The 13,190-nt window shown below is 52.2% G+C and carries 10 protein-coding genes; 9 read left to right on the forward strand and 1 reads right to left on the reverse strand.

Features of this window, described 5'->3' with window-relative positions:
* The first annotated feature begins 28 nt into the window (after window positions 1-28).
* Window positions 29-649: an NAD(P)-dependent oxidoreductase gene (locus NSS64_RS07140; protein WP_340993607.1), complete on the forward strand. Its 621-nt coding sequence runs from the start codon at window positions 29-31 to the stop codon at window positions 647-649.
* 114 nt (window positions 650-763) lie between these two features.
* Here the strand turns inward: NSS64_RS07140 and NSS64_RS07145 are convergent, their stop codons facing one another.
* On the reverse strand, window positions 764-1,483 hold the full coding sequence (locus NSS64_RS07145) for a Crp/Fnr family transcriptional regulator (RefSeq protein WP_405115098.1): 720 nt from the start codon (window positions 1,481-1,483) through the stop codon (window positions 764-766).
* 431 nt (window positions 1,484-1,914) lie between these two features.
* Here NSS64_RS07145 and NSS64_RS07150 point away from each other — a divergent pair, with 431 nt between their 5' ends.
* From NSS64_RS07150 to NSS64_RS07185, 8 genes are all read left to right on the forward strand, one after another.
* Window positions 1,915-4,218 (forward strand): glycoside hydrolase family 65 protein, encoded by a 2,304-nt coding sequence (locus tag NSS64_RS07150; RefSeq protein ID WP_341139697.1) that lies wholly within the window; start codon window positions 1,915-1,917, stop codon window positions 4,216-4,218.
* A complete protein-coding gene (locus NSS64_RS07155) occupies window positions 4,218-6,548 on the forward strand; it encodes a glycosyl hydrolase family 65 protein (RefSeq protein WP_341139698.1) in 2,331 nt (776 codons plus the stop codon). Before NSS64_RS07150 ends, NSS64_RS07155 begins: the two co-directional genes overlap by 1 nt.
* A 4-nt stretch (window positions 6,549-6,552) precedes the next feature.
* A complete protein-coding gene (gene pgmB, locus NSS64_RS07160; protein ID WP_341142781.1) occupies window positions 6,553-7,182 on the forward strand; it encodes a beta-phosphoglucomutase in 630 nt (209 codons plus the stop codon).
* A gap of 84 nt (window positions 7,183-7,266) precedes the next feature.
* Window positions 7,267-8,067, forward strand: a complete 801-nt coding sequence (locus NSS64_RS07165) for an alpha/beta hydrolase (RefSeq protein ID WP_341142782.1) — start codon at window positions 7,267-7,269, stop codon at window positions 8,065-8,067.
* A 69-nt stretch (window positions 8,068-8,136) separates the two neighbouring features.
* Window positions 8,137-8,646 carry a GNAT family N-acetyltransferase gene (locus NSS64_RS07170; RefSeq protein WP_341139699.1) on the forward strand — a complete coding sequence of 170 codons (510 nt, stop codon included), beginning with the start codon at window positions 8,137-8,139 and terminating at the stop codon, window positions 8,644-8,646.
* 18 nt (window positions 8,647-8,664) lie between these two features.
* Complete coding sequence (locus NSS64_RS07175; protein ID WP_341139700.1) at window positions 8,665-9,627, forward strand: alpha/beta hydrolase; 963 nt, start codon at window positions 8,665-8,667, stop codon at window positions 9,625-9,627.
* 282 nt (window positions 9,628-9,909) lie between these two features.
* Window positions 9,910-11,703 (forward strand): cache domain-containing sensor histidine kinase, encoded by a 1,794-nt coding sequence (locus tag NSS64_RS07180; RefSeq protein WP_341139701.1) that lies wholly within the window; start codon window positions 9,910-9,912, stop codon window positions 11,701-11,703.
* A 13-nt stretch (window positions 11,704-11,716) separates the two neighbouring features.
* Entirely contained in the window at window positions 11,717-13,045 is a 1,329-nt protein-coding gene (locus NSS64_RS07185; RefSeq protein ID WP_341139702.1) for a response regulator, read from the forward strand.
* Window positions 13,046-13,190 lie beyond the last annotated feature (145 nt).

Raw genomic sequence — 13,190 nt, forward strand, 5'->3', positions numbered from 1 at the left:
ATAATTCTTACCAGGAGGTTATTTTCATATGAATATATTGATTCTTGGTGCCACCGGCCGGGTGGGGAGCCACATTGTTACCTATGCTCTTCAGGATGGACATCACGTGACAGTGTTGGTCCGTAAGCCGGAGAAGGTTCAGCCGATCCATGCCAACCTGACGATCATCGAAGGTAATGTTCTTAATCAAGAAGATGTTGCCCGGGCAGTGCAGGGAAATGATGTAGTTATTAGTGCATTGAACACTGATGGGACAACCACGCTTACAGACAGTACGCCTTTTATCATTGAAGCCATGTATCAGGAAGGGATAGAGCGCATTATTACCGTAGGAACTGCGGGTATTCTCCAAAGTGAGCTTTCACCTGAACTCCTGCGTTACCAATCCAGCGAATCTAAACGCAGGTCCACCCGTGCCGCAGAAGAACATGAGCAAGCCTATCGCTTGCTGGAGCGGTCGAACCTTAAATGGACCATTGTGTGCCCAACCGCTCTGCAGAACGGCGAACGCTTGGGAACCTATCGTGTGAGACAAGACATTCTGCCCCAAGGCGGTACTGAAATATCTGTAGCAGATACAGCGGAATTCACTTATAGTCAAATTGATGCTAGCGATTTCATAAGAGCCCGTGTGGGTATAGCTTACTGATAAGGGAAGTGAGCAGAAAAAAAGACGCCGGTCAGGGCGTCATGACCACTCTATTAAATTTTTTGGGTCAGATATGTTTCAATGAGGTGAATAGAGGGTATTATTGATAGGAAATTAAATTCGGCAAATTTCATTGGGACATAATTCGCAGTGGCAGATTTCCTGAAGCATCGCCAGATCCTTGATGACAATCATGCCATTCTCATACTCCACTGCATCTTTTTTGCGCAGATCACTTAGCATGCGGTTAACGCTCTCACGGGTAGCGCCGATCATGTTGGACAGATCTGTATGCGTGATTTTTTTGTTGATCAGAATGCTGTCGCCAGTCTTCTCACCATAGGTATTGCCAAGACGGATTAGTGTGGAGCAGAGTGCGCCCGGTTTGCCGTACATCATCAGATCGCGGAATTTCGTCTGGGTGAGACGGTGATGAATGCCCATCCATTTCATGAAGTCGATGGCGAAGTCGCAGTGCTGGCAGATCAAGATCTCCAGATCCTTCTGCTCGATCACGCCTACTTCACTCTCTTCAATCACTTCGGCCGTGAAGCTGTGCTTCGTGCTGAAGAACGGATCAGCCTGACCTACCATATCGCCGGCCTGATACATATACAGAATCAGTTCCTTGCCTTCGTCTGTAGATTTGGTCAATTTCACACGTCCACGCTTGATATAAAACAGTTTATCCGAGAAATCGCCTTCCCAGAACAGGTGTGATCCTTCAGGGACTACACGTTCCTTCATGGTGACCAACAGGCGGTTAAAATTCTGTTCGGAGAAACAGTTTGTATTGCCGCGGGCTTCGATAACATTATAATGTTCCTTTATCATAATCGACATCCCCTTTATTCCCTCAGTTTTTCAGTAAATTTTAAATTAATTATACCTTGAAATTCCTCTTTATGGGTAAGTATTTTCGTATAAAAGTGTCGAATTTTTAACATTGTGATAAATTTCACTTCAATTGTGTGAGCAAGGTTATGTTTTTGGGCGCATGATAGGCTTTTTTAAAATAAAGAACTTATGTGTTTCACACGATATTATATCAGTTGCCACCTGTTCTGGATAGATGCAGAGGGGGAGCGGCTTTTTTGCGTTTGTCGTCCGCATTCCATATGATCCGTACAAATGCACATAACTCGCTTACAGGCGGACCTTGGTCACGGGCGGGCTTAGCGATACTCTGGAACTAAAGTGTCCGTTGTTTCCGTTGTGAGCGGAGGAGCGGACCAAGCCTCACTTAGCGAAGGAGAGTTTCAATTATGGCAAAAGTAGCAGATCCCTATCTGAAGGTCGATCCCTGGGCAATTATTGAGGAAGGCTTTGATCCGGAACGCAACCGGACTTCGGAATCTATTTTTTCACTGGGCAATGAGTATATGGGGGTACGGGGGTATGCGGACGAGGGTTACAGCGGTGATTCCTTGCCGGGCAGCTATTTCAACGGGCTGAATGAGCAGATGGAGGTTGGCAATCATTATAAAGGCATTATCCGGTCGCTGCGCTACATGGTCAATGCCGTGGACTGGCTGCATACCCGGATCTCGGTGGACGGTGAAACTCTGGATCTGGCGCACTCCCGCATTGAGGCGTATACGCGCAGACTGGATTTCCAGGCGGGAACCTATACACGGGAGTTCATCTGGCTGCTGGCAGACGGGAAAAAGCTGAAGCTCTGCTTCACACGCCTGGTCAGCATGACTCTGTCCCATCTGGGACTGCAGCAGATTAGCTTCACCGCGCTTAATTTCACGGGGAAGGTGGATATTTGTACTGGCCTTGACTTCGGCATGATTCATGAGGAACACGGCCAGAGTATGTGGAAAGAGCAGAAGCGCGGCGGGGAAGGAGCAATAACTGCCATTATGGCCCGTACGCTGACAACCGGAAATCAGCTGTTCTCGGGCTTTGTCCTGAAGTCTTCGCAGGTGCTGCATACGGAGCTTGTGGAAGATGACCGGTATATCGGGCGGCAATTCCCGCTTATGCTGGCTGAAGGGGAGCCTGCTTCCTTCACGAAGCTTGTGGTCAATGTGACAGGCACGGATGCTGCCCCAGCTACAGACCGTCTCTGGACAAAAGGCATGGAGCTTGCAGCAGCGGCGGACCGGCTGGTGGAGGAAGAGGTGGTTGCTGACCAGGCCTCCTATTGGAGCAGTATCTGGGCAACCAGCGATATCCGGATTGAGGGCGACCCGGAGAATCAGCAGGGCATCCGTTTTTGTATTTTTCAGCTGTACCAGACGTATCACGGGGACCATCCCGGGTACAACATCGGTGCCAAAGGGTTAACCGGCGAAGCTTACCGGGGGCTGGCCTTCTGGGATACCGAGTCCTACTGTCTGCCGTTCTATCTGTTCAATAACCCGAAGGCGGCCCGCAGTCTGCTGGAATTCCGCTACAAGACACTGCCTCAGGCGCTCCAGCGCGGGAAGGATGTAGATTGCGAGGGCGCATTCTATCCGATTGCCACGATTGACGGGACAGAGAGCTGTGACCTGTGGCAGCATTCCAATCTGCAGCTTCATGTCGGGACGGCGGTCGCCTACGGCATCTGGCATTATGTGAAGAACACCGGCGACCTGGAATTCCTCTACAGCAAAGGCGCCGAGATGCTGATTCAGATCAGCCGTTTCTATGCAGCCCGCGGCCAGTGGGGTCAACGCACCGGGGAATACGGATATTTCGGCGTGATGGGGCCGGATGAATTCCAGCTTATGGTTAACAATAACTGCTATATCAATCTGATGGCCCAGAAGTTATTAGAATATACGCTCGAAACAGTAGCCCTCATGAAGGCGGAGGCGCCTGAAGCATATACGGCGGTTATAGCGGTTACTGCGCTCCGCGAGGAGGAATTGGCCGACTGGGACCACAAGCGTGCCCATATGAAAATCCCGTTCGATCCCGGCAGCGGCATCTACGAGGAGCATGACGGATTTTTTGATATGCCGCATATCGACATTCATTCGATTCCGGTTACGGAATTCCCGCTGTACTCGAATTGGTCGTATGACCGCCTGTACCGTTACGATATGATCAAGCAGCCGGATGTGCTGATGTTCCTGTTCCTCTACAACGGGCAGTTCTCCCGCGAGACCAAGCTGGCTAATTATGATTATTATGAACCGAGATGTATTCATGAGTCCTCGCTCTCGCCGTCCATTCACTCGATTCTGGCCAGTGAGCTGGGCAAATCGGAGGAAGCGTACCGGTTCTTCGAGTTCGCCACGCGCCTGGATCTGGACAACTATAACCGCAATACCCGGGAAGGGCTGCACACCACATCGATCGCCGCAGCGTGGATGAACATCGTCTACGGCTTCGGCGGAATGCGCTCGGATGGAGATTGTCTGTCCTTCCGGCCGGTGCTGCCGCAGCGGTGGACCGCTTACAGTTTCCAGGTGATGTGCAGGGGCGTACTGCTCGGTATTACGGTAAATGCAGAGTCGGTTTCCTTCAGAGCAGTCGATGGGGGAAGCACAGAGGTGCTGATCTATGATCAGCGGGTGACCGTAGATGAAGCAGGAATCGAGCTTCCTCTTGCTGAAGGGATGGCTGTGTAATGGACTGGACGGTAAGTGAGCGCAGCTTCGGGCCCGGGCGGATTACGGCGAACGGCAACAAATTTATGACCGGCAATGGCTATATGGGCTTCCGGGGAGTCCTTGAGGAGTTCGGGAAGGAGCAGCTTGCGGCGGTTACATTGGCCGGAGTATATGACCGGGCGGGCGACAAATGGCGCGAGCCGGTGAACGCCCCGAATGGATTGTATACGATAGTCACCTGTGACGGGATACAACTAAGCGTATTGGAAACAGAACCGCTGGCTCATACACAGAGCCTGAACCTACGCACAGCAGTCCACTCGAGGGAGACGGTGTTCACTATTCGCAGCGGCGGGAAGCTGACCCTGACCGCAGAGCGGTTCGTTAGTATGGATCAGCAGCATGTGATGGCCGCCCGTTGGACCGTTCACAGCACAACCGATTGCCGGATAGAGATTACTACAGGAATCGATGGCGCGGTGTGGGATATTAACGGCCCCCATCTGTTCGAGCAGCAGAGCAGCTCTGCCGGTGGGGTGCTGCTGTCAACAGCAGTTACCGGGGAGCTGGGGCAGCAGGTGGCGGTGGCGGAGCTTATAACGTTCGGTACGGCTGAACAGGCGAAGCGGGTTGACGGTGTTATCGGGCTGGATGGAGGAACCGCACTGCGCCATATTTCTATAGAAGCTAAGGCAGGTGAGACTTATACATGGTGCAAATATGCAGCCGTGTTCACCGGTCTGGATGGCGAAGGCGATCCTGCAGAAGACGGACCTGATGAGCGGGCGGTGCAGACCGTCCAGGCCGCCGCTGAGACAGGGTATGCCGGACTGCTGGAGGCTCACAGCCGGAAGTGGGCGGAGCGATGGTCACGCAGTGATTGTGTCATTGAAGGCGATGAAGCGGCGCAGTTCGCGCTGCGGTACAGTATGTATCAGCTGCTGATCATTGCACCTACGCTATCTGCGAGAGTATCCATTCCGGCACGCGGGCTGTCGGGCCAGGTCTATAAGGGCGCGGTATTCTGGGATACAGAAATGTTCATGCTGCCCTTTTTCCTGCACAGCGACCCGGGCACCGCCCGTAACCTGATGATGTACCGCATCCACACGCTGGACGGTGCACGGCGGAAGGCGGCGGAGTATGGATATTTGGGCGCTTTTTATGCGTGGGAGAGTCAGGATACAGGGGATGATGCCTGTACCCTGTTCAATGTGAACGATGTATTTACCGGACGACCCATGCGGACCTATTTCCGCGATAAGCAGATTCATATCAGTGCAGATGTCGTGCACGGCCTCTGGCAATACGTGATCTTCACGGGAGATGACAGCATCCTGGCGGACGGCGGGGCGGAGGTCATCTGGGAATGTGCGCGTTTCTTCTATTCCTATGCTTATTATAATCCCGTGAAGCAGCGGTATGAGCTGCTGGATGTTACCGGCCCGGATGAATATCACGAGCGCGTGAATAATAACGCATTTACGAGCGCTATGGTTCAGGAGACACTGAAGATTGCCTTGCAGACAGCAGAAAGGTTGCAGGACAAATATCCGGCCGTGTATAACGGTCTTGCTGAATCTTATGCAGACGGGCCGTTCCTGGATGAATTCAGAGCCATGCTGGCACAGCTCTATGTTCCGCAGCCGGACCCGGATACGCTGTTGATTGAACAATTCGACCGTTATCTGCAACTGGAGGATGTGTCTCTGGCTGAGCTGAAGGCACGGGTCATTCACCCGAATGAGTACTGGGGCGGAGGCAATGGGCTGGCTGCTACCACAAGAATCCTGAAGCAGGCCGATGTGGTGCTGATGTTGCACCTGTTCCGGGACAGATACAGCAGGGAAGTGAAGCTGGCCAACTGGGAATTCTATGAGCCGCGAACCGAGCATGGTTCCAGCCTCAGTGCGTGTATCTACGCACTGGCTGCAGCGGAAATCGGCTTGCCGGACTGGGGATATCCTTATTTCATGCGCACGGCCACCGTAGATCTTACCGGGGAGTCGAAGCAGTATGTTGGCGATCTCTATATTGGAGGGACGCATCCGGCGGCGAATGGAGGCGCATGGATGGCTGTGGTTCTTGGCTTCGCGGCTGTGCGCTTTGATGGACAGACCGTCACCCTTAAGCCGTCTCTGCCGGAGACCTGGAGTTCCATTGAGCTGCCGGTGATTCTGCGCGGAGGCAGCTTCCGGCTGCGGATCGGCCGCGAAGAGATCACGGTTACGGCAGCGCCCGGCAACCGCGAAGCGGTAAGCTTCGCCGGATTCGGCGGTGAGTCTGTGCCGTGCCCGCCCGGTGCAATCCTGGAGTTAGCGTCTGAGTCCAACCAGAGAGGATTATGAAATGATGCTGGAGCATATGAAGGGTGCTATCTTCGATCTGGATGGCGTGATTGTAGACACGGCTAAATATCACTATCTGGCTTGGCGTTCGCTCGCCGGGCAGCTGGGATTCCCGTTCACCGAGGAGGACAATGAGCGGCTGAAGGGCGTCAGCCGGATGCGGTCGCTGGATATTCTGCTTCAGATCGGCGGTCTGAGCTTCGGAGAAGCAGAGAAGCTGGCGATGGCGGAGAAGAAGAACCGCCTCTATGTAGAATATATCTCAGGCCTGGATGAATCAGAGCTGCTGCCCGGTGTCAGAGCCTATCTAAGTGCGCTCAGAGCACGCGGCGTGGGTATTGCCCTTGGCTCTGCAAGTAAGAATGCGGAATTCATACTGGATAAGCTGAATATCGCGGGGCTGTTTGATACGGTGGTAGACGGCAATAAGGTCTCGCGGGCGAAGCCGGACCCTGAGGTGTTCCTGACCGCCTGCCGGGAGCTGGGGCTGCAGGCGCAGGACTGCGTGGTGTTCGAGGATGCCGAGGCCGGAGTAGCCGCCGGCAAGGCTGCCGGCATGTACGTGGTCGGGATCGGACGGCCGGAGCTGCTGAAGGCGGCGGACCTTGTCGTATCCGGATTGCATGAACTGTAAGAGCTTGATAGAATGGCGCTAGAGGGTTCAGCTGTTGGCCTCTATTATCTATTCTATTATAGAAGGAAAGCTTGAGGGATGATGATGGAAACGTTGTTGCTATGGCCTGAAGGTGCGCCTGGAGCGCTGGGAGCCAGTGAAGAGGATCAGCCTGCGATTACACCTTATTTAGTTGAAGGCAAGGGGAATGCCGCTGTTCTGGTCTGTCCGGGAGGCGGGTATGCGATGCGTGCCGACCATGAAGGCGGTCCGGTTGCGGAGTGGCTGAATACGCTGGGCATCTCCGCCTTCGTGCTGCGCTACCGTGTTGCGCCTTACCAATACCCGAGTGCGCTGCTGGATGCTCAGAGAGCGCTGCGCACAATTCGCTTCCGGGCGGACGAATTCGGCATCGACCCGGACCGTCTCGGTATTCTGGGCTTCTCGGCGGGCGGACATCTCGCTTCTACCGCCGGGGTATCTTATGATCCGGGCAATCCTGATCACCCGGAGCCATTGGAGCGGCTGTCCAGCCGTCCTGACCGCCTCATTCTATGCTACCCGGTTATCTCGATGACCGAAGGGGTGACACATCAGGGCTCGAAGGAGAATCTGCTGGGAGCCGTTCCCGATGCAGAGCTGTCGCTTAAGCTCAGCAGCGAGTTCCAGGTGACCCCGGACACGCCGCCAACGTTCCTCTGGCATACCTCTGATGATGATTATGTCCCGGTGGAGAACAGCCTGCTGTTCGCCGCAGGTCTTAGCCGTCATAAGGTTCCGTTCGATCTGCATATCTATGCGCACGGTGTACACGGTCTGGGCTTAGCCCCTGAAGAGCCGCACACCAAGACATGGACGGATGCCTGTGCCTCCTGGCTGCATTTGAACGGGTATACCAGAGCGTGAACTTCTGCTTCAATGTCCGTGTCCAAGGATAGGGTGATACGAGAGACTCAGGAAAGGCAGGTACATATTATGGAGCTTAGATTTCAACAAGTGAATACAGCGGAAGAGACCGCTGAGGTTGCCTTGTTGGCGGCAGAGATATGGCGCGAATATTATATCACCCTTATTACTTCCGAGCAGATCGAGTATATGCTTGGCAAGTACCAGTCGGTTCCAGCGATTACGCAGCAGATCCATAAGCAGGGTTACGAATATTACTTAATCCATAGCGGGGAAGGCTCCACGGTGGGGTATATGTCGGCCAGACAAGTGGAAGGGAAGCTCTTCCTGAGCAAGTTCTATATAGGCAAGGAGTACAGGGGGCGCAGCTATGCCAGCCAGGCGTTGGTCTTCCTGGAGAAGCTGTGTCAGGAGCGGAACCTGACTCATATTTGGCTAACGGTCAATCGTGATAATGAATCAAGTATTGCGGTCTATACAAGAAAGGGCTTTCGGACCCTTAGGGAACAAGTGGCAGATATCGGGAACGGATTCGTCATGGATGATTACATTATGGAAAAAGAAATCCCGGTCCCCTGAGAGAGGAACAGCTTATTCATGAACAAGGATTCATCCTATAACCAATCGGTGACTTATTGGAAACAATACCAAAGATTTTTCCCTGAAGAAATGCAGGTCCATGCAGGATATCTGCCGACAGAGGAATTGATGATCTGGAATAATGCCCATATTCATCTGGACCGTATGCCTGCTCCAGATGCACCATTAAAAATTATTTTCATTCATGGCGCTGGAGGCAATGGAAGATTGCTCGCGCCTTATGCGCGCATGCTGCAAACCTATGGTTATGAAGTCGTCTCTCCGGATCTGCCGCCCTATGGTCTAAGCTATACCGATTCAGCGGAATCATTGGATTATCAACTCTGGATTGACATCCTGAATGAACTGATCGAACAGGAGCTGAAACGGGACGGCAAGCCTATTATTCTGCTGGGCTCCAGTATTGGCGGCATGTTGGCTTATCACACCGCAGTACAAAGTAAGCAGGTCAAAGGGTTGATTGCAACGACATTTGTGGATACGAGTGATGTGAAGGTTCGTGATCAGTTAGCTCCCAACAAACTCATTAGCCGGTTAGGGGGATTTTTAATGAACAAATTCCCTTTGGTGTTAGATTCCTTGCATATCTCTGTGAATAAAGTATCCCGGATGAAATGGATCACGAACAACGCTGAACTGACCAGACTCATTATGAATGATCCTCATGCGGCAGGAACAAAAATCCCTTTACGCTTATTAAGAACCTTTCTAAATATGAAACCGGTCCTGAAACCTCAGCAGTTTGACCTTTGTCCGGTATTACTTGTTCATCCTCAATTAGACCCTATGACTCCTTACCGCTTCAGCAGACCATTTTATGACCATCTTAAAAGCAGAAAAGAATCTGTGATTTTAGAGGGTGCAGGTCATTTTCCGATTGAACAACAGGGGCTGGAGCAGATGATTGCTGCTGTGCTTGCTTTTTTGAGAACAGTAAAGGAAGAATTACAGCTAGTATAAGCCGTCCGGCTCAATGTGCTCAGGATGAAACACTATAAAACCAGTCCAACACGGGGTGTTCGTGTGTGGGCTGGTTTTCACTTGGCTGAAAAACTCCATACAAATAGACATAAACAACTTTGAAATAAACCTGTGTAAGCGCTTGTAGGTTTGTTAAAATATAAGAACTCATTTGTTTCACACGATAACTTATCCTTCTATTTCTCGCTGAAAGGGTACCGTCCTTTAAAAGGAAGGGAACGCCGTTTCCACTTGTATTATTGGAACTGGAGGTGAATCCAGATGTTGTCCACGCTTGTAAAACCCATTGTCCGGCTCAGTGTGAAGCAGCAGTTGATTCTGCTGTTCCTGATCATGATTACGCCTATTCTGATTCTGAACAGCTACGGCAACTACAAGGCAGAGGAGATTCTGAAGCGTCATGTGACCAATGCCTACGTGGAGCTGAACAAGCAGAATTTCGCCATTATTAACAGGGACATCGATACGGTGAACAAAATCACGACCACCGTCATCCAGAATCCGGTCCTCCAGCAGCTCAATATGCGCGGGGACGACACGGTGATGGAGCGCGTGAAGCGCTATGAGACGATAGAGAAGCTGCTCGGCAGCTATTCGCAGGGAGCGGAGCGGGGTGACGGGATTTACTACTCGCTGTATGTATATGATCCCGATAACTACTACTTTTTCGCTCCCAATTTTCCGCAGGTGAAGAAGGCAGGAGTGTATTTTTTCTCCAAGGAGGAGAGGCCGTTCTGGTTCGATCAAGTGGTGCAGCAGCGGGGGCGCGGCTACCTGATGTTCGTGGAGAAGCTGAGTCCGCAGGCCGAAGATCTGAAGACACTTACTTATGTCAGGGCTGTCAATAATATCTACCGGGGGGAAGGGACGCTCGGCGTGCTGGTGGTGACCAAGATGGAATCGAAGATCGGTGAATCGCTGAGATCCATCTCTCTGCCGGACGGAGAAATCTATCTGACGGATATGAGCAACCGTGTACTGGCCTCTACCACGAATTCAACCGGAGAAGTGATCGTCCTGCCGGACGGCTCGGAGGGGGGAGATCCTGAGGGAACCGAGGATATTATCACTGATGACTTCATCTATGTGGTGAACAACAATCATGCCTTTGAGCAAAAGCTGGTCTACAAGGTACCCGTCAAATCCCTGCTCCAGCAGCAGAATGAAATGAAACGCGTCATTCAATACATAACGGTGGCTTACGCGCTCTTCGGACTGATCATCATTACCTACTTCTGGCGTTCGCTGATGACCCCTTTGCAGAAGCTGGCTTTTTTTGTGCGCAAGTATGAGCCGGGCAACCGTGTGCCCGAGACTCCCCGCAGAGGAAGCAACGATGAGGTCAGTGTGCTGATTAACGCCACATATGATATGGCCCGCAGGCTCAACAGCCTGATTATGTACAAATACCAGATGGAGCTGAAGCAGAAGGAATCGCAGCTGCAGCTGCTCTATCAGCAGATCAACCCGCATCTGCTGTACAACACTCTGGAGAGTATTTATTGGAAAAGCTCGCTCGAAGGCAACGTGGAATCCGCGGAAATGATCAAGGAATTATCCAAGCTGATGAAGATCAGCTTAAGCCGGGGCCGGGAGCTGATCACGCTCGAAGAGGAGCTGGAACATGCCGGTGCCTACATCAAGCTCCAGCAGCACCGGCATGATTATGTGTTCGCCGTTATCTGGAATATCGCTCCCGGGACGACCAGGAATCTGATTCCCAAGATCACTCTGCAGCCCCTGATCGAGAATGCGATTATCCACGGGGTTAAGCATATGGAGGAGGACGGCGAAATCATTATTACCTCTGTGCTGGAGGATGGCCGGATTCGGATTACCATTGAGGATAACGGCTATAAGCAGGTCGATTATAAGGCTATCGAACAGATACTCAATGATGACAGCCCGAACCCGGTTAACGGCTACGGTATCCGCAATATCCATCAGCGTGTGCAGCTGCACTTCGGCGGTGATTATGGGATCAGCTATAGTGCGCGCGAGCGCGGAGGCACGATAGTAAGTGTGATCCTTCCGAAGTCAGAGACTATAGAGTAGAGGAGAGAATACGGTGTTCAATATACTGGTTGTTGATGATGAGCCGCTCATTTGCAAAGGACTGAGCAGTCTGCTGGCTGCTTCCGGGCTGGATATTGACCATATCTATACGGCCGGCAGCGGGTATGAGGCACTGGATTGTATCCGCATGGAGGAGATCGATCTGCTTGTGACCGATATCCAGATGGGGGCGATGAGCGGGATCGAACTGATGCAGCATGCCAAAATGACCAGGCCCTGGATGCAGACGATCGTCATCTCTGCGCATGAGACCTTTCAGTACGCCCAGATGGCCGTCCGGTTGGGGGCGAGAGATTATCTGATCAAGCCGCTGAACAGTGAGCAGTTCCTGGATTCGGTACGCAGTGTCGTCCTGAAGATGAATAGACCGTCGCCGGAGCTGGCCATTTATATGGATGGGAATGGAGAACGCTTCCGCCTGGAGGAGCCGCTTCCCGAGTACAGTGAGCTGCTGAACAGTCTGCTTACAGAGACTGCGGCGGTGCTGGGGGCAGAGGAGAAGCGGCGCAAGCTGGATGAGCTGAGGCTGCAGGGTCCGTATTTTGCGGTGATCAAAATCAAGCTTCCCCTGCCGCATGACCGGCCTGAGCAGAGGTACAGTACCCGCGATCATAGCCTGCTGCGTTACGCCGCCTTGAATATTGCCAAGGAGCTGCTGGATCAGGAGTGGAATTCCACAGCCTTCTATTCGCCGGACCAGGAGATTACGGTCATCATCCAGTGGGATGAGCATAGCTACGAGGAACCATCCACCGGCCAGCTGAGCCGGCTGGAGGTGCTGGGTCGCAGCCTCCATTACAATATTAACCGCTATTTGCAGCTCCGGGCTGTCATCGGCATCAGCCAGATTCTGAAGGGGCTGAGCTTCATGGATGTGCTGAACCGGCAAGCCTCGAAGGCGATCCTCTGGAACAACGAGCATGCCGATCATTATGTGTTCTATTATGGGGATTTCAACTGGAACAACTATGCTGCTGATCCGTCACCCGAGGAACTGCACACGCACAGTAATCTGATCGTGCAGAAGGCAAAGGAATACATTGACGGGAATTACGCCCAGAAGGGTCTGACGATCCATGAAGTAGCCAAAAAGAATCATGTCAGCCCTAATTATCTGAGCTATCTGTTCAAGAAGAATACAGGCTATAACCTGTGGGAATATGTCATTAAGCTGCGAATGGAGGACAGCCGGGAGATGATTCTGAACACCGATCTGCGGCGGTATGAGATTGCGGAGCGGGTAGGATACGAGTCGCCGGAGCATTTCAGCAAAATTTTCAAAAAATACTACGGGCTCAGCCCCAGCGAACTGAAGAAGTAAGAACGCTTACGATTGCCATAGATATAGACATGTTAAGTCTCTCCCTCATTTCCTACAATGAAGACAGGAGGCGCTTTCCCGAAAAGTGCTGAAAGACGACAGGAATGAGGGAGCCGGAATGAATCAGTCTGCTGCGTTACATGAT

It is taken from the genome of Paenibacillus sp. FSL H8-0122, assembly GCF_038005345.1.
Taxonomy (GTDB): Bacteria; Bacillota; Bacilli; order Paenibacillales; family Paenibacillaceae; genus Paenibacillus_AQ.